General features: G+C 63.5%; 16 protein-coding genes, 1 tRNA gene and 1 pseudogene. 5 read left to right on the top strand and 13 right to left on the bottom strand.

Annotation, left to right across the window (positions count from 1 at the left end):
• Positions 1-24: 24 nt before the first annotated feature.
• Both IE92_RS0110130 and IE92_RS0110125 read right to left on the bottom strand, forming a co-directional pair.
• The gene (locus IE92_RS0110130; protein ID WP_030148382.1) at positions 25-297 is read right to left on the bottom strand and encodes a glutaredoxin family protein; all 273 of its coding nucleotides are present in this window, start codon (positions 295-297) and stop codon (positions 25-27) included.
• 38 nt (positions 298-335) lie between these two features.
• Positions 336-968, bottom strand: a complete 633-nt coding sequence (locus IE92_RS0110125) for a TetR/AcrR family transcriptional regulator (RefSeq protein WP_030148381.1) — start codon at positions 966-968, stop codon at positions 336-338.
• Positions 969-1,060: 92 nt separating this feature from the next.
• Between IE92_RS0110125 and IE92_RS16690 the strand changes: the two genes are divergently transcribed.
• Complete coding sequence (locus IE92_RS16690) at positions 1,061-1,333, top strand: putative antibiotic biosynthesis monooxygenase (protein WP_051701616.1); 273 nt, start codon at positions 1,061-1,063, stop codon at positions 1,331-1,333.
• An 80-nt stretch (positions 1,334-1,413) separates the two neighbouring features.
• On the opposite strand, the gene IE92_RS0110115 is transcribed toward IE92_RS16690, so the two are convergent.
• From IE92_RS0110115 to IE92_RS0110105, 3 genes are all read right to left on the bottom strand, one after another.
• A complete protein-coding gene (locus IE92_RS0110115; RefSeq protein WP_030148379.1) occupies positions 1,414-2,391 on the bottom strand; it encodes a ribose-phosphate diphosphokinase in 978 nt (325 codons plus the stop codon).
• A 42-nt stretch (positions 2,392-2,433) separates the two neighbouring features.
• A complete protein-coding gene (gene glmU, locus IE92_RS0110110; RefSeq protein ID WP_030148378.1) occupies positions 2,434-3,873 on the bottom strand; it encodes a bifunctional UDP-N-acetylglucosamine diphosphorylase/glucosamine-1-phosphate N-acetyltransferase GlmU in 1,440 nt (479 codons plus the stop codon).
• A gap of 63 nt (positions 3,874-3,936) precedes the next feature.
• Positions 3,937-4,008 (bottom strand) — tRNA-Gln (locus IE92_RS0110105).
• A 151-nt stretch (positions 4,009-4,159) separates the two neighbouring features.
• Here IE92_RS0110105 and IE92_RS0110100 point away from each other — a divergent pair.
• Both IE92_RS0110100 and IE92_RS17850 read left to right on the top strand, forming a co-directional pair.
• On the top strand, positions 4,160-4,654 hold the full coding sequence (locus IE92_RS0110100) for a MarR family winged helix-turn-helix transcriptional regulator (protein WP_030148377.1): 495 nt from the start codon (positions 4,160-4,162) through the stop codon (positions 4,652-4,654).
• Positions 4,655-4,782: 128 nt separating this feature from the next.
• Positions 4,783-5,040: pseudogene (locus IE92_RS17850) on the top strand (leucine zipper domain-containing protein); the annotation flags it as partial.
• Positions 5,041-5,223: 183 nt separating this feature from the next.
• Here the strand turns inward: IE92_RS17850 and IE92_RS17845 are convergent.
• Positions 5,224-6,474, bottom strand: a complete 1,251-nt coding sequence (locus IE92_RS17845; RefSeq protein ID WP_081863898.1) for a DNA cytosine methyltransferase — start codon at positions 6,472-6,474, stop codon at positions 5,224-5,226.
• A 564-nt stretch (positions 6,475-7,038) separates the two neighbouring features.
• Between IE92_RS17845 and IE92_RS17840 the strand changes: the two genes are divergently transcribed.
• Positions 7,039-7,599 (top strand): HNH endonuclease, encoded by a 561-nt coding sequence (locus IE92_RS17840; RefSeq protein ID WP_211250774.1) that lies wholly within the window; start codon positions 7,039-7,041, stop codon positions 7,597-7,599.
• 763 nt (positions 7,600-8,362) lie between these two features.
• Here IE92_RS17840 and IE92_RS0110080 read toward each other — a convergent pair.
• The 5 genes from IE92_RS0110080 to IE92_RS0110060 all read right to left on the bottom strand — a co-directional run bounded on the left by IE92_RS0110080 (position 8,363) and on the right by IE92_RS0110060 (position 13,103).
• Positions 8,363-9,031 (bottom strand): methionine ABC transporter permease, encoded by a 669-nt coding sequence (locus IE92_RS0110080; RefSeq protein WP_030148373.1) that lies wholly within the window; start codon positions 9,029-9,031, stop codon positions 8,363-8,365.
• Positions 9,031-10,059, bottom strand: a complete 1,029-nt coding sequence (locus IE92_RS0110075) for a methionine ABC transporter ATP-binding protein (protein ID WP_030148372.1) — start codon at positions 10,057-10,059, stop codon at positions 9,031-9,033. Before IE92_RS0110075 ends, IE92_RS0110080 begins: the two co-directional genes overlap by 1 nt.
• Before the next feature lie 160 nt (positions 10,060-10,219).
• Positions 10,220-11,125, bottom strand: a complete 906-nt coding sequence (locus tag IE92_RS0110070) for a MetQ/NlpA family ABC transporter substrate-binding protein (RefSeq protein ID WP_030148371.1) — start codon at positions 11,123-11,125, stop codon at positions 10,220-10,222.
• Between the two features lie 104 nt (positions 11,126-11,229).
• Positions 11,230-12,432: an MFS transporter gene (locus tag IE92_RS0110065; RefSeq protein ID WP_051701617.1), complete on the bottom strand. Its 1,203-nt coding sequence runs from the start codon at positions 12,430-12,432 to the stop codon at positions 11,230-11,232.
• Entirely contained in the window at positions 12,429-13,103 is a 675-nt protein-coding gene (locus tag IE92_RS0110060) for a GntR family transcriptional regulator (protein ID WP_051701618.1), read from the bottom strand. Before IE92_RS0110060 ends, IE92_RS0110065 begins: the two co-directional genes overlap by 4 nt.
• Positions 13,104-13,206: 103 nt before the next feature.
• Here IE92_RS0110060 and poxB point away from each other — a divergent pair, with 103 nt between their 5' ends.
• On the top strand, positions 13,207-14,940 hold the full coding sequence (poxB, locus tag IE92_RS0110055) for a ubiquinone-dependent pyruvate dehydrogenase (RefSeq protein WP_030148368.1): 1,734 nt from the start codon (positions 13,207-13,209) through the stop codon (positions 14,938-14,940).
• Between the two features lie 51 nt (positions 14,941-14,991).
• On the opposite strand, the gene IE92_RS0110050 is transcribed toward poxB, so the two are convergent.
• Both IE92_RS0110050 and IE92_RS0110045 read right to left on the bottom strand, forming a co-directional pair.
• Positions 14,992-15,648 carry an endonuclease III domain-containing protein gene (locus IE92_RS0110050; protein ID WP_030148367.1) on the bottom strand — a complete coding sequence of 219 codons (657 nt, stop codon included), beginning with the start codon at positions 15,646-15,648 and terminating at the stop codon, positions 14,992-14,994.
• Positions 15,645-17,441, bottom strand: a complete 1,797-nt coding sequence (locus IE92_RS0110045) for an ABC-F family ATP-binding cassette domain-containing protein (RefSeq protein WP_030148366.1) — start codon at positions 17,439-17,441, stop codon at positions 15,645-15,647. The genes IE92_RS0110050 and IE92_RS0110045 overlap by 4 nt, the downstream gene beginning before the upstream one ends.
• Between the last annotated feature and the right edge of the window lie 23 nt (positions 17,442-17,464).

Here is a 17,464-nt window from a genome sequence, read left to right as displayed (position 1 = left end):
AAGGCTGGTATGGCAGATTCGCGGTTAGAGCACGCCCAGCTCGGTGAGCTTGGCCTCCAGGTCACGGTCGCTCGGCTCCACCTGATGCGTGCCATCGGGGAACACGATCACCGGAATCTGGGTCCGGCCGGAGATTGCGTGCGCGCGATCGGCGCCGGTTTCATCGGCGACCAGGTCCACGTACGTATAGGACACCCCGCGGGAATCCAGCAGGGCCTTGGATCGCACGCAGTCGCGGCACCAGTCGGCACCATACAGCGTCACGGCGGGGGTTTGGGTGGCAGTCTCGGAAGTCATGGACCCAGGATACGCCCCGAAGCCGAGCTTCGATACGGCTAGGCGGCACTCGCCGCCAGCAGCTCGCGCGCCGCCCCGGTCGCCTGAACCACCAGCGCCTCCCGGCGATGACGCTCGCGCCCAAACCGATCGGCCGCCGTGATCGGATCGTCCTGGGTCCCCTCGCTCCCCGCGAGCACCAACCGATTCATCTGCGGCATGGTCCACCACGCGGCAGCCAGCATGATGATGCTCAGCAGCAGCTGCGCGGTTGCCCCACGGGAGACACCCGGCAGGGCATCGCCGAGCGTATCCACCTTGGCCACACAGTTCTGCAGTCGCGTGTTCCCACCCATCCGCGAGTCGGCACGCTCAAGACCCTCCCAGGCAAGCAGTCGGGGCAGATGCGGGCTCTCCCGGAAGCGATCAAAAAACGCCCCCGCATACTCTCCCACGGCCTCCGCACCCACGCCGGATACATGAACCTGGGCCACGAAGGTCTCCAGCTCCCGCGAGAGAACGGTCTCAAACAGCGCCTCCTTATTGCCGAAGTACGTGTAGATGCGCTCCTTATTGACCCCGGCGGCCCGGGCGATGGCGTCGATCCGCGTACCGGCCAGACCGGACTCGCTAAAGCAGGCGGTAGCCGCGTCGAGCAGAAGCGTTTGTGTGCGTTCGGTATCCCAGGCCATGCCCCCATCCTAGCAACTCCAACCAAACGGTTGCAGTTTGACGTCTGGACCACTACAGTCAAATCTGCAACCAAACAGTTGGAGATTATCTAATGTCACAGAAACCGCCCTCGACCCACGTCCGCGCACTGCTCACCTGGCTCGCCATCTTCCCCCTGGTCACCCTCGGCTCGTTCGCCCTCGAACCCATCTCCACGGGCTGGCCACTGCCGTTGCGCACGCTGGTATTGACCGCGGCCGTGGTTCCCCTGGCCGTTTATCTGGTGGTCCCCAGCCTGATTCGCGCGCGTGGCAGCATCCTTTCTCGGCGCGGCGGCGTGGTACCGGCGGTCGCAGTCGTGCCCGCGGCGGAACTCGCGGACTAACTACCCCGCCACACAAGCACAGCAGACGCACAAACGCCTCCCGCTCGATGAGCGGGAGGCGTTTGTGCTGCGGCTAGAGGCTAGGCGGCACCATCGAACATCGAGGTAACCGAACCATCCTCGAAGACCTCGTGGATCGCACGCGCCAGCAGCGGGGCGATCGGGAGGATCGTGAGGGTGTCGAAGCGCTTGTGCTCGGGGATCGGCAGGGTGTCGGTCACCACAACCTCGTCCACGCAGGCCGACTGCAGGATCTCGCTGGCCGGGTCCGAGAACACGGCGTGGGTTGCGGCCACGATCACGCGGGTTGCACCGTTGTCCTTGAGCGCCTGGGCGGCCTTGACGATGGTTCCGCCGGTGTCGATCATGTCGTCCACCAGGAGGCAGACGCGACCCTCGACGTTACCAACGATCTCGTGCACGGTGACCTGGTTGGCCACCAGCGGGTCGCGACGCTTGTGGATGATCGCCAGCGGCGCATCCAGCTGGTCACTCCACATGTCGGCCACGCGCACGCGGCCCATGTCCGGGGACACCACGGTCAGCTCGGAGCGGTCCAGCGAGGCACGGAAGTGCTCCAGCAGCACCGGCATCGCGAACAGGTGGTCCACCGGGCCGTCGAAGAAGCCCTGGATCTGCGAGGCGTGCAGGTCCACCGACATGATGCGGTCGGCGCCGGCGGTCTTGAACAGGTCGGCGACGAGGCGAGCCGAGATCGGCTCGCGGCCGCGGCCCTTCTTGTCCTGACGTGCGTAGGGGTAGAACGGAGCGACCACGGTGATCCGCTTTGCGGAGGCACGCTTGAGCGCGTCGACCATGATCAGCTGCTCCATCAGCCACTCGTTGATCGGAGCGGTGTGAGACTGGATGACAAACGCATCACAACCACGCACGCTCTCATCGAACCGCGCGTAGATCTCACCGTTGGCGAAGGTACGAGCGTCGGTCGGGACAAGCTCGGACCCGAGCGCCTCGGCTACTGCCTCAGCGAGCTCGGGGTGCGAGCGACCCGCGACCAGAACCAGACGCTTCTGACCATTCGTTTTAATGCCGGACACCACTCCTGCTTCCTGCCGGTCTTGACCGACGTTTCGCGTTATTCAGTTATTTGCTGTGGGGGAATTGGCGGCCTCTGCCGCCAGTGCCGCCGCGCTTCCGGGACGCTTGGATTCGGTCCAGCCCTCGAGGTTGCGCTGCGGTGAAACGTTGATGGCGAGGCTCCCGGCCGGAACATCTTTCCGGACCACGGTGCCCGCACCCGAGTACGCACCGTCTCCAATTGTAACCGGAGCGACGACCACACTGTGCGATCCAATCCGAACATGGGATCCCACGGTGGATGCGGCCTTGTTCACGCCGTCGTAATTGGCGAAGATTGTGCCGGCCCCGATGTTGGTTTCCTCACCGATGGTGGCGTCGCCCACATAGGAAAGGTGCGGGACCTTGGAGCCCGCGCCGATCTTGGCGTTCTTGGTCTCGACGAAGCCGCCGATCTTGCCATTTGCCCCCAGGATGGTCCCGGGACGCAGGAAGGTGAACGGGCCCACGGTCGCGCCGGCGCCGATCACGCTGTGGCTGGCCTCGGTGCGCTTGACCTCGGCTCCCTCGCCCACCTCGACGGCAAACAGGGTCGTGTCCGGGCCGATCACGGCGTCGCTCTCGATCACGCTGGGTCCGAGGATCTGCGTGCCGGGCTTCAGGGTCACATCGGGGGCCAGCGTGGCCTGGACGTCGATCCAGGTGGTGCGCGGGTCCTGGACGGTCACCCCGGCACGCTGCCAGCGCTCGATGGTCACGGTGTTCAGGCGGGCGGCGGCGGCGGCGAGCTGCACGCGGTCGTTGATGCCCTCCACCTCCCAGGCGTCGCTCACCGGAAGCGCGGCGATCGCCGAACCGGCGGCGCGCAGCAGGCCGAGCACGTCGGTCACGTACTTCTCGCCCTGGGCGTTGTCGGTGGTCAGCGCGGCGAGCTGCTCGCGCAGCGCGGCCAGACCAAAGAGGTAGATGCCGGCGTTGATCTCGCGGGAGGCCAGCTCGTTCTCGTTGGCATCCTTGTGCTCGACAATCCGGTCCAGGTCGCCGGCCTCGGTGCGGATGATCCGGCCGTAGCCGGTGGCGTCGTCGAGGACGGCCGACAGGATGGTGGCCGAGGCCCCGGTGCCGCGGTGATCGGCGATCAGGTCGGCCAGGGTGTCGGCGGTCAGCAGCGGCACATCGCCGTTGAGCACCAGCACGTCGCCGGCGAAGCCCTCGGGCAGCGCCGCGACGGCGAGCTCCACCGCACGACCGGTGCCGGGAACCTCGTCCTGATCCACGATGATGGTTTCGGGAAGCTGTTCGGTGATCGAGGCGGCCACCAGGTCGCGCTCGTGGCGCACCACGGCAAGAACGTGGGCGGCCTCCAGGCGGCGCGCCGCTTCGATGACGTGACCCACAACGGTGCGGCCACCCAGCGGGTGCAGAACCTTCGGGGTACGGGACTTCATCCGGGTGCCCTGTCCTGCGGCGAGAACGATGACGGCGAGCTGCGAATCGGTCACTCGATTCCTTTCTGAAGGGAACGCCGTCCCCCGTGAGAGTGCGGCGTCTAAGAGTGCACTGCGCTCCGCCTCCAGGATTCGAACCTGGACCGGACAGCTCCAAAGGCTGCCGTGCTGCCGTTACACCAAGGCGGAACACGTCGTGGGACGTGTGCGTTCCCAGTCTGCCAGATTCCGGCGGGCGTCGCCGACGACAACGCCCACAAGCGCCAACTTCCGTCGCCACGAAGCGTGTGGATTTGCCGTCAATCCCCCCAAAGTCTCTCGAAGTCGAGATAATAGTGAGATGCCCGCACAACCGGATGAAGTCGATCTGATCGTGCGCTCGTGGGAACGCGAGCGCCCCGATCTCGATTTCGCGCCCCTGCGAGTGCTCTCCCGAGTGGACCGGCTGAGCCATCAGCTGGACGCCGCCCGCCGCGCCGCCTTCGCCGAGCCGGGCCTCGAGCCCTGGGAGTTCGACGTGCTGGCCTCGCTGCGCCGCGCCGGGGCCCCGTTCACGCTGAGTCCCAAGACGCTGCTGACCCAGAACCTGGTGTCCAGCGGCACGATGACCAACCGGATCGACCGTCTGGTCGCCCGCGGACTGGTCCGACGCGAAACCGACCCCAACGACGGCCGCGGCATCCTGGTGGTCATGACCGCAGCCGGTCGCGACGCCGTGGATGCGGCGATCTCGGCGCTGCTGGCCGCCGAGTCGCAGCTGCTCTCGGCGATCACCGAGCGCGAGCAGGAGTCCCTCTCGATCCTGCTACGCCGCCTGGGCGTGGATTCCAAGTAGCTCGCGGTACCGGCCCGCCTTCACCTCCGCTAGTTGTAGTTCCTCGGGACGTTGTGAACACCCGACATAGCGAAGACCTCCGGGCAGGATATGGGATACCACTCTCATACACTCAACCGGAGGTCTTCGTGACTCACGCTAACGCACCCCTTACCCCCGTGGGAAGAACACGCCTAGCCACACTCATCAATACCCACGGCTGGCCCGTGCGCCGAGCCGCGGAACGCTTTCAGGTCTCGCCCACCACCGCGAGTAAATGGGCACGACGTCAGCGCCTGGGAATCCCCATGACGGATGTATCCTCGCGCCCGCATACCAGCCCCACCCGGCTGTCTCCCCGGACCGAACGCCGAATTATCGCGTTACGCTTTACCCACAGATATGGAACGGTTTAAAGGTTTAACTGGACGTTTGCTCCAGAACGGGCGTTTGCCAAGACGTATGCTAGCGACGATGAAAGAGAAGTAACGTATGGGGCCTGGATGCATTACTACAATCATCACGGGCCATACTGGGATTCGTGATTAAACGCCCACACAACGCGTTCACAACCCCATGAGGAACTACAGCTAACTCACCTTGTTTCGGTGCGCTTCAAAGTAGGCATGACGGCCGTGCTCCTGCTGTCCCGTAAAACCCATAAAATTGCCCAACTTGTAGGCGATACCAGATGGAGTGGCACGCACTTCCAGCTCAAAGTCCTGCGCAAGTACCGCTAAACGTCTCTCAACAGAAGCTTCATTGGCGTCACCCAACGACCTAACTAGGCGATCAATACGGACAAAATCGTTCGCTTCAACTAGTGCTCGATACACGGGATCATGCACACCTGCTTCAAGTTCCGGAAGATCATGCGGAACACCCTGATGGTCTAGAGCACCACGGATTGCGCGGCCAACAGCTTCGGCCACAGGCGGAGGGAAAGCATTTCCAATTTGGCGATATTGCGAAGTTTTCCGACCGGCGAATTTCCAGTCATCGTCTGCGCGCCACCCCTGTAGCCTAGCAACCATCTCAACAGTGAGCCGAGGCAACCGCTCAGAAGCGGGGGGCGCGTCCGAACCTGGCGCTTCATCCGCTACACCCTTTCCATCTACCCCAAGAGCCGCCCAGGCCGCCTTAGCGCGTGTTGGGCCAAGGTCAGCACCACCATGCTTTTTACTCCCGCCAACCACCGTAGGGCCAACCTTGTTGGCAAGCGAAACCCACTCATCAACATGCTTCCATCCGTTTGCCCCCATGAGATCACGTAGCGCCTCACCTACTGTCACTTCTGCTGCTTGCGGCTCTGGCCACCGGAAATAAACAGCTTCTTCTGGCTTTAGAGCCACAAGAACAAACCGGGGCCGCAACTGGGCAACTCCAAAATCAGAAGCATGGAGCAGTTTCCAGTCCGCTACGTACCCAAGCTGAGTCAACCGGTCAAGCACGCGCTGACGATATCCAGAAAAACGCGGCGCCGCAAGACCACGAACATTTTCGAGCAGAAGAGCCCTGGGGCGAATAACAGCCACTTGCTCAATCGCCCATGCAAAGAGGTCTCGTTCGTCTGAAGAACCCAGCTGCTTTCCTGCAACCGAGAACGGCGGGCAAGGGACCCCACCAGCAAAAAGGTCAATGCCTTCATACTCAGATGGGTTCCAAACCGTGGGATCAGCAACATCACCGACCTTCACCGTTCCGCCACTGTTTGTTCGCAAAGTCTCGGCGGCTGTTGGGTCCAATTCCACAGCGAGGACATGCTCAAAGCCAGCCCTATAGAGGCCAAGCGCTTGGCCACCCGCGCCAGCGCAGATCTCAACTGACTTAAGCTTCTTCATCTCTCATCGCTCCAAAATAATTAGCTGTCTGCTAGCAAAAAATATGCCGATACACCCACAAAAGCCCATTGCGCCATTTTCAACAGGCGCAAAACTTCGTCACCGCCGCCTAATCGGCATTCACAAATCCACGCGAGCCTTCACACCGCTTTAGTTGCGACATGAACGCTGCGTCGAACTCCGCAATGGTTAAACCGTTGAAGAATCGAACGTAAGTTCTACTTTACCCCTTCTTCGCAAATTCAACACTCCAACGCACCATGCTGCCTCCGGACATCAGGACCCCCAATAAAATAGAGATTCGGCACTTCTCGGCGCATGTTCGGCGTGTTTCGGCATATGTTTGGCAAGGTTCGGCACTTGACTGCGGCACATTTCGGCTGTTATGTTAGGTTCCGTCAGAAGAACACTACGAGAATCAGGAGAACGAAAATGCCAGACGCCCCTAAGCTTTCCTCCCGAGTACAGGTCGCCAGGTTTCTTGCCAGCCTCGGTGTGGGCAGCAAGTTCACAAAGATTGAGCTCCTGGACGCGGTACCCGGAGTAGCTCAGGCTGACCGTCGAATGCGTGACCTTCGCAGCATGGGATGGGTCATTGATAACTACAAGACAAACCCCACTCTCTCACCAGAGCAGTACCTGCTCCGAGAAATCGGCACAAGAGTTGACCTCGGGGAGAAGCCCATTTCTCAGCGAAAGTCGATCACTGGCGCAAAGCGCCGACGCATCCTCGACCGCGACGGCCATGTTTGCCAGTCATGCTTCACTGCAGGCGGCGAAGAGTTCAACGATGCCCCTGGGCGTCGCGCAACACTCACTATTGGCCATATCGTGCCCGTCGTGCGCGGCGGAACCAACGATGATTCCAACCTCCGCACAGAGTGTCAGCGCTGCAACGATGAAGCGCGAGACAATACGGACAATCCGCCGAGCGCCGACGAAGTTCTCACTCAGGCCTCACAAGGCAGCCGCAGGGAGAAGCTGATCTTGTATAGGTGGATGAACCAGAATCAGCGAGCAATTTCCGATCAGGAAAAGCTGTTCATCAAATGGCGAAGACTTCCTGCAAGTGAACGCGAACGTGTAATGCATGCGCTGGCGGCACAAGTAATCGATCCAAGTTAAGGCAACAGAGGCTCGGGCGAAGTGCCCGAGCCTCTGTCCCTGTCCCTGTCCCTGTCCCTGTCCCTGATGCACGACAACCCTAAACTGCATGCCCGAGGACAGCACAAAGATCACACAAAAACTGCATAAGACCAACAGCTAGTGTGACGCAGAGCTTATCCAGAACGCATCCACCCGATGTAAGGGGATGAGCAGACGAGCACTCAATGGCCGCGCAAGGCACGGTAGCAGCCTAACCACCGCATAGGCAGCGCGCAGTTCAGCCCCACACACTACAGGCTTCGCTTCACCGCGCACGCCAGTCTGCCCGCACTGTGACGGCACTAGGCTCGCTCACAGCGGGAGTGCCCTCGTTGTGAGAACTCCCCGCTACAAAGTGAAAATATCGGAATGGACTGCCCGAGCACAGAGTTGGGGGCAAGGAAACCAGACTCGGATCACGCTTCCAATTTGACCCGGTGTCTCCGTTCCATATTTACTCGGATTTGGTCTTCTGCGGCGAGATCAATTCATCCGCCCAAACCCCGCACCCAACGAGCAACAGGACGCCAATCACTATTGAGATTCTCCTCTCTTGCCGACACTGGGGAAGGTACCCTCAATGACCACTTCCCGGTCGGCACGCGGTATTCCGGGTACATCAAGTTCGAAGCAACTCGAATCGGCTTACTCTAAGCGGTCATCCCGGACAGTAACTGGATACACAAAAGCTCCGGAGACGAACCCCTTTGGGTTCGTCTCCGGAGCTTCCGGGCAAGGCTCGCTAGCGGCGCAGCGCCTTGCGGGCCAGCCAGTTGCCGAGGAACTGGATCAGCTGCACCAGGATGATCACGATCACCAGCGCCGCATAGGTCAGCTCGGGCTTGAACTGACGGTAGCCGTTCTCCAGCGCGAAGGTACCCAGACCACCACCGGCGATCGTCCCGGCCAGCGCGGACATGTCCACGATGACCACCAGGACGAAGGTGTAGCCGAGGATCAGCGGGCCCAGGGCCTCACCCAGGATCACCGTGAAGATGACCCGCAGCCGCGAGGCACCCACCGAGCGGGCGGCCTCGATCACGCCGGGCGAGACGGTCAGCAGGTTCTGCTCCACCACGCGGCTGATCCCGAACATTGCCGCCATCGACATCGTGAACACCATCGCGGTGTTGCCGTTTCCGGTGCCCACCACGATCCGGGTCAGCGGCTGCAGGGCCACCAGGAAGATCAGGAACGGGATGGGCCTGAAGATGTTCACAATCACGTTGAGGATCGTGAACACCGGACGGTTCTGCAGCAGGTTACCGGGCCGGGTGACGTAGAGGATCAGGCCCAGGACGAGTCCCAGGAATCCACCCAGCAGCAGCGCAAAACCGACGATATAGAGGGTTTCCCCGGAGGCTGTGATCAGCTTGGGGATGTTGGCGATGATGTTGTTGATGTCGTCCATCAGCGGGCCTCCACGATCTCGGTCAGCGCGGAAATCTGGGCGAGGGCGGACTCGATTGCCGCATCGTCACCGGTCACGGCGAGGGTCAGGTGGCCAAAGGTCCGGCCCTGAATGTCGTTGATGCCGCCGTAGATCAGTTCAAATCCGAGCCCGGCCTGGGTCAGGATTTCAAATACCCGAGCCTGGCTGGTATCCCCGTCGAGGATCGAGACCGTAAAGATGCGTCCCGGGTGACGGTACCGCAGGGTCTGCAGCTCCTCACCCACCGGAATCCCGCGCACCACGGTGGAGACGAAGCGTCGGGTCGCCGCGTGCTGAGGGTTCGAGAACACCTCATACACCTCGCCGTTTTCGATGACCTTGCCGTTTTCCATCACCGCGACCTTGGTGGCGATCTGCTGGATAACATCCATCTCGTGGGTGATCACGATGATCGTGATGCCGAGTTCCTGGTTGACCTTCTTGAGCAGACCCAGCACCTCGTGGGTGGTTTCCGGGTCCAGCGCGCTGGTGGCCTCATCGGCCAGCAGGATCCGCGGCGAGGTCGCTAGCGCGCGGGCAATGCCCACCCGCTGCTTCTGCCCGCCGGAGAGCTGATCGGGGAAGGACTTGGCCTTCTCGGAGAGCCCCACAAACGCCAGCAGCTCCTCGACTCGGCGATTCCGCTCGGCCTTGGGCACCCCCGCCACCTTGAGCGGATAGGCGATATTCGCCCGCACCGTCTTGGCGTTGAAGAGGTTGAACTGCTGGAAGATCATGCCGATGCCCAGACGCAGCTTGCGCAGCTCGCCCTCGCGCATCGTGGTAACCTCGGCCCCATCCACCAGGATGCTGCCCGAGCTGGCCGATTCCAGCGCGTTGATCAACCGGACCAGGGTGGATTTTCCCGCCCCCGAATAGCCGATGATGCCGTAAACGTCGCCCGCCTGAATATCCAGCGAAACCCCGTCGATGGCGGCGATCTGACGCTTGCGATCGTTGGGATCCGGATAGGTCTTGGTGACGTCGGTCAAACTGACCAGTGCCATTGTTGCGCTCCTTGCTGCTGCGGTTGCGGCAAAACCGCCCAAAATACGTGTGTGGCCTCAAATCACCGAGGACTCGGTGACGCTATCACGGCCCAGACGCCCGCGGGCGGTGATTGGAGAGCATGTCTCCAATCACCGCCCGGGTGTATGTAATGTCCTACTACTTGGTAGCCTTGACGGTCTTTTCGACGTCCTTGAGGGTCTTCTCCAGGTCGGCTGCCGGGATCTTGGCGAACACGGCGCTGTTGTTGTTAGCCTCCTGCACACCCTTCTTCACGGCCTCGGAGTCCTGGTAGATCTCCACCAGCTTCTTGTAGGTGGCGTTGTCCTTGTCGGCGGCGCGAACCGCGAACACGTTGACGTAGGCCTGGGACTTGGGGTCCTCGGCGCTGTCCTTGGCGATGGCCGAGGACACATCGATTCCGGCCTTGGTGGCGAAGTCGTTGTTGATCACGGCACCGGCAACGGCCGGGTCATCCAGCTGAGCGGCCGCAAGCGAACCGTCCACGGTGATGACCTTAACCTTGGAACCGGACTCCACGTCATCGGCGGTGGAGACGATCGAGCCGCCATCCTTGAGCTTGACCAGTCCGGCACCCTGCAGGGCCAGCAGTGCGCGGGCCTGGTTGGACTCGTCCTTGGGGATCGCGATGGTCGCGTCCTGCGGAATGTCCTTCACATCCTTGTACTTCTTCGAGTACAGGGGCAGCGGGTAGATAGCGGTCGAACCGATCGGGGTCAGGTCCTTGTTCTCACCCACGTTGTACTGGGCGAGGTAGATCAGGTGCTGGAACTGGTTGATGTCAACGTCGCCGTTGGCCAGTGCCGGGTTGACCTGGGGGTACTCGGTGAAACCGACGATCTCGACGTTGATGCCGGCCTTCTTGGCCTCATCCTTGTAGGTTTCCCAGTACGGATCGCTGGCGCCAACGACACCAATCTTCACGGTCTTGCCGGCATCTGCCGACGATCCACCCTCGGGGGTGGCTGCGGAGGAGCAACCAGCCAGCAGCGCAATCGCGGCCATTCCTGCGACGACTCCGGCGATTTTGTGCTTGATAGACATCTGGGCTTCCTTTCTCCGCGAGCACTTCTCACGATGATTCAACCGTAGGGAACCCGGGCGGGATGCCGAAAACGGCCCGTAACAAACCGAGACACGAACCGGTTTTAGCCAGTGATTCCGGGGCGGAAGCGCTTGCTGCCGGTGTACACGATGACCAGGCAGATTATGCAGATCACGGCCACTATTGCCAGCGAGGAGGTGTAGCTCAGGACCGGCAGGAGCGCCGCAAGCACAGCCGGCAGTAAGAATCCTGAATAGGTCAGCGAATAGTAGATGCCGGTGAGGCCGGCCAGGTCCTGCGGGGTCGCGATCGCCTGGACCCGGGTTAGTCCGGCCACCACGGTGATCCCGTAGGCACAGCCGAGAACGGGGGCCACGATGAAGGGCAGGATCGGGCTGCTCAGGATCGCGGCAACCACCGCCAACACGATGCCCAGCGACATCAGGGCCAGCCCGATGCTCAGGGCTTGACCCCGGGTGCGACCATCAAGCTTGGCCACATAGGGCTGCACGAGTGCGCCGGTCCCGAGAGTGAGGACAGTGAGGATGGTGGCGTAGAGCGTGGTCCACTCCCCCATCTGCCGCGCGGCGATCGCCGGCATGATCGCGTAGGCGATCCCCGCAGCGGCGAAGACCCAGGGGGCCGCGGGCACGATAACCCGGCGGAATGCCGGTCCACCCGAGGCGGGAATGCGCAGATCCTGCCACCAGTGGGTCCCCGCTTCGGGACGCGCGGTCAGGGTTTCGCGGGCTCGCAGCAGCGGCACCAGCGCGAGTATGCTCAGCAGCGCATGGACCGCATAGGGCAGCTGGGACGGATCCGGGGCCCACTGCGCCAAGATTCCGGTAACCGCGGCACCCAGACCAAACCCGATGGTCAGGGTGAGGGTGGGACGGCGCGCCCCCGATCCGCGGGCGGCGCTCGGATCGATCTCGGGGGCCGAAAGCTCCTTGATCCAGCTCGAGCCCACCGACATCGCGATGCCCACCCCCACGCCGGCGAGCGCACGCCCGGCACACAGCAGGACAAACGAGTGCAGCCCCAGGCCCAGCATGACGCTGGCACCGATGCCCAGGATCACGCCGGTCAGCAGCACGGGCTTGCGCCCGAAGCGGTCGGAGAGCGCGGCGGCGATCAGGAGTCCCGGCACCAATCCGAGCACGTACATGCCCAGCAGCAGGTTAGCCTGCCAGGCGGCATAGCGCCCGAGTTCCTCGTAGAGGTGAAGCAGCGGCGTGAAGTGGTTGCCACCCCAGGCCAGCAGAAAGACGGCCGGTGCGACCCTCCACCAGGGTGCACGGATCACGCGGTGCCCCCGGCGGATGCCCCCAGGTTGATGTGGGCACGGACGGCGGCGGCAAAACCTACGGTATCGCCGGCGGCGATCATCGCGGCCAGGCGCACGTGCTCCTCGCGGAATCCGGCAGCGGCGGCCGGTCGCTCGATCGTTGCCTGAAAGATCAGCCGCGCCAGGCGCGGCCCCAGGCCCCTGAGCATTTCGGCAATCACCAGGTTGTCACCGGCCTCGATGATGCGCAGGTGGAAGGCCACGTCGTTCTGGGCGAAACGCAGCAGGTCGCCCTCGGCGAGCGCCTCCTGCTGGGCGGCAATACACGCGTACAGGCGATCCAGGAGCGCGAGTTTTCCCGCATCGTCATCGGCCAGGACCTCGACGGCGCGGGTTTCACACATCGCGCGCACGTCCAGCAGATCCCGTCGTTCCTTCGCCGACACGGCGGTAACCAGGGCACCTTTCTTGGGCATCAGCCGCACCAGGCCCCAGGCATGCAGTTGCAGCATGGCCTCGCGGGCGGGGGTACGGCTGGCGCCGTGGGTGTCGGCGAGGGTCACCTCGGTGAGCAGATCACCGGGTCCATACCCTCCCTGGACGATGCTCTTGGCGGTTGCGGAGGCGATTTTCATGGCCACCGAGCGGCCGTGATCACCCTCCCATGGCAACAGGATTGTTTCGATCACTCCCCCACGTTAGCAGAACCATGCATTGATGCATGCATTATCGGGAACGTTCGCGAGTAGGGTGGAAAGGGATAACGATCATGTAGCGCGGGAGGATTTTTTAATGCCAAGCATTGCCGAAACCATCGTCGAAACGATCAAGGATGCGGGAGTGAGCCGGGTGTACGGGCTCCCCGGAGATTCACTGAATGGATTCACCGACGCCCTGCGTAAGGACGGCACGATCGCCTGGCAGCACGTGCGTAATGAGGAGGCCGCGGCGTTTGCGGCGGCGGCCGAGGCGGCCCTCACCGGGGAAATCACCGTGTGTGCGGGCAGCTGCGGCCCCGGCAACACCCACCTCATCAACGGGCTCTTTGACGCCAACCGCAGTCGGGTTCCGGTGCTGGCAATCGCCGCCCAGATCCCCAGTGCCGAAATCGGCAGCGGCTACTTCCAGGAAACCCACCCGCAGGAGCTCTTCCGCGAGGCCTCGGTCTACACCGAGCTGGTGAGCGTGGCCGAGCAGGTGCCGTTTGTGATCGAGCGGGCGATGCGGATGGCGATCGAGCTGCGCGGCGTCGCGGTGGTGGTCATCCCCGGAGACATTCTGCTGCAGCCCACCCCGAATACCCGCCGCTCGGCACCGATTGTGCATGCGCCGCGGATCACCCGGCCCACCGATGCGCTGCTCGCCCAGGCGGCCGAGATCCTCAACGGTTGCGAGGACGTCACGATCCTCGCCGGTGCCGGCACCGAGGGCGCCCATGATGAGGTCATCGCGCTGGCCGCCAAGCTCAAAGCTCCCATCGTGCACGCGCTGCGTGGGAAGGAGTTCATCGAATACGACAACCCCTACGACGTGGGCATGACCGGCCTGCTGGGATTCTCCTCGGGCTACCGGGCGATGGAAAACGCCGAGGTGCTGCTGATGCTCGGGACCGGGTTCCCCTACCGTCAGTTCTATCCGTCCAAGGCGAAGATCATCCAGGTCGATATTCGCGGGGAAAACCTCGGTCAGCACACCCCGATCGATCTGGGGCTGGTGGGATCGGTCAAAGACACCGCCGAGGCGCTGCTTCCCATCCTGCGCGAACGCACCGACTCCAAACACCTCGACGCCTCCCTCAAGCACTATCGGAAAGCACGTAAGGGCCTCGATGAGCTGGCGACCAATGATCGCGGCCGCACCCCGATCCATCCGCAGTACGTGGCCAAGCTGATCAGCGACCTGGCCAGCGAGGACGCCGTCTTCATCCCCGACGTGGGATCCCCGGTGGTGTGGGCATCCCGCTACCTGGAAATGAACGGCAAGCGCCGCCTGATCGGATCCTTCAACCACGGCACGATGGCCAACGCGGTGCCCCACGCCATCGGTGCCCAGTCGGCCTTCCCCGAGCGTCAGGTTGTCGCACTCTCCGGCGACGGCGGACTGGCCATGCTGCTGGGTGAGCTGATCACGCTGCGCCAGCTGAAGCTTCCGGTGAAGATCGTGGTGTTCAACAACTCCTCGCTGAACTTCGTGGAGCTGGAGATGAAGGCCGCCGGGTTTGTGACCTACGGCACCGGACTCGATAACCCCAACTTTGCCGAGGTCGCGACCGCGATCGGGCTGCACGGTCAGCGTGTGGAAAGCCCCGACGATCTTGAGGGCGCGCTGCGCACGGCGTTCGAACACGACGGGCCCGCGCTGGTTGAGGTGATGACCGCGCGTCAGGAACTCTCGATCCCGCCAACCGTGACCGCCGCCCAGGCCAAGGGCTTCACCCTGTATGCGCTGCGCACGATCCTCTCCGGCAACGGCGAGGAACTGCTTGACCTCGCCGAGACGAACCTGTTCCGGAGGCTGTTTAACTAGTCGAGTACACGTCCGTGGGCACCCCGAATTTCCGGGGTGCCCACGGGTGGTTTAGCGGGCGGCGAACAGCTCTGCCGCCAGCACGTCCCAACCGCCCAGGGATCGAGCGTGTTTGCCCGCCTCGACGATCAGGCCGTGAAACTCCCGAAACTCGGGCACGCTGAAGGCCGCCGCCTCGACCGTCGCGGCGAGCGCGCGGCGGGCGGCCGGGTAGCTGCCGGGCACCGGATACCCCACGGCCGTGAGCATCCGGCGCGCGTAGGTGTCCCAGATGAAGGCCGGACGGTCAAAGGCGTAGAGGCCGATCACATCGGCGGTCTCGGGGCCGATGCCCGGCAGCGCGAGCAGTTCCTCGCGCAGGGCGGCATCGGTGCGCGAAGACACCCCACCATTCAGGCCGTCCGTCTCCACCACCCAGCGCGCGAGCGCCACCGCCGAGCGTGACTTGGCGGTCATGAAGCCGCTGGGCCGGATCACCTCGGCCAGTGCCTCGGCCGGGATTGCGGCGAGCGTCGCCGGATCCAGCAGCGCGCAATCCCGCAGCGCCCGAATCGAGGTTTCCACGTTGCGCCAGGCGGTGTTCTGCACCAGGATCGCGCCGACCATCATCTCGAAGGTCGACTCCGCCGGCCACCATCCCTCGGCGTCAAAACGCCCGCGCAGCGTCTCAAAGATGAGACGCTGCGCGGGCGGAACAACCAAACTCACGAACCCAGCAGGTCCGAAAGCTCAAGCCAGCGCTCTTCCAGGCTGGAGATATCGGCCGAGAGCTTCTGGGTCTCCTCGGTGATCTTGCCCAGGCCCGCGTAGTCGCTCTGGTCGTGCTCGGCCAGGCGTGCGTGGGCGGCATCGATTGCGGCGGTTGCCTTCTGGATCCGACGCTCGATCGAGGCCAGTTCCTTCTGCGCGCGGTGCAGTTCGCCGCCGCTCAGGCCGGGCTTTGCCGGGGCCGAGCTGGCCTGCGAGGTCAGCTCCTCGGGCTTGCTCGCCGAGGCCGGGGTCGCGTTGCGGATACGCAGGTACTCGTCCACGCCGCCGGGCAGGTGACGCAGGTCGCCATCCAGCACCGCATACTGCTGATCGGTGACCCGCTCCAACAGGTACCGGTCATGCGAAACCACGAGCAGGGTGCCGGGCCAGGTGTCCAGCAGGTCCTCCATGGCAGCGAGCATGTCGGTGTCGAGGTCGTTGGTGGGCTCATCGAGGATTAGCACGTTGGGCTCATCCAGCAGGATCAGCAGCAGCTGTAGGCGGCGCTTCTGACCACCGGAGAGGTCCTTCACCGGGGTCTGCAGCTGAGCGGAGGCGAAGCCCATCTGCTCGAGCAGCTGGCCCGGGGTCATCTCCTTTTCGCCGGCCTTATAGCTCGTGCGATAGCGTCCAATCACGGCCGAGACGCGCTCGTTCTGGATGTCCTCCAGCTCGGCGAGCTGCTGGGTCAGTGCGGCGATCTTCACGGTCTTGCCGCGCTTGACCACACCGGAGGTGGGCTGCACTTCACCGGTGACCAGGCCCAGCAGGGTCGACTTTCCGGCACCGTTCACACCGAGGATTCCGGTGCGCTCACCCGGGGCGATACGCCATTCGACGCTCTTCAGGATCGTCCGGTCGCCGTATTTCACGCCGGCATCCAGCAGGTCCACAACGTCCTTCCCCAGGCGCGAGGTGGCCATCTGGCTCATCGCCACGGTGTTACGCACCGGCGGGACATCGGCGATCAGGGCGTTGGCGGCCTCGATCCGGAACTTCGGCTTGGCCGTGCGGGCGGGGGCACCGCGACGCAGCCAGGCGAGCTCCTTCTTCATCAGGTTCTGACGCTTGCCCTCGATGGTCGCGGCCATGCGGTCACGCTCCACGCGCTGCAGCACGTAGGCGGCATAGCCGCCCTCGAAGGGTTCGATGATGCCGTCGTGCACCTCCCAGGTGTCGGTGGACACCTCGTCGAGGAACCACCGGTCGTGGGTGACCACCAGCAGGCCGCCCTGGCCCGGGATCCAGCGGTTCTTCAGGTGTCCGGCCAGCCAGGACACCCCCTCGACGTCGAGGTGGTTGGTGGGCTCGTCCAGGAACAGCACGTCCCAGTCGCCCACCAGCAGCGCGGCCAAGGCGACCCGGCGACGCTGGCCACCGGAGAGGGTGCCGATCTCGGCGGTCCAGGGCAGATCCGACAGCAGACCCGAGATCACGTCGCGGATCTTCGGGTCACCGGCCCAGATGTACTCCTCGGTGTCGCCGACGATCGCCTGGGCGACGGTCATGTCCGAGTCCAGGATGTCGCGCTGATCGAGGTAACCGATGGTCACCCCGCGGCGACGCGTGACCCGACCCGAATCGGGTTCGATCCGCCCGGCCAGCAGCTGCAACAGCGTGGACTTGCCATCACCGTTACGGCCGACGATACCGATCCGGTCGCCCTCATTGACCCCGGCAGTAACCTTCTCGAAGATTACGCGGGTGGGAAATTCTAGGTGGAGCGATTCCGCTCCCAACAGGTGAGCCACCCCCTCAGCTTAGTAGTCCCGGG

This window comes from Mycetocola saprophilus (genome assembly GCF_000718085.1).
Lineage (GTDB): Bacteria > Actinomycetota > Actinomycetes > Actinomycetales > Microbacteriaceae > Mycetocola > Mycetocola saprophilus.
The sequence above is the reverse complement of the archived record's forward strand: the minus strand, read 5'-3'. Positions and strand labels throughout refer to the sequence as shown.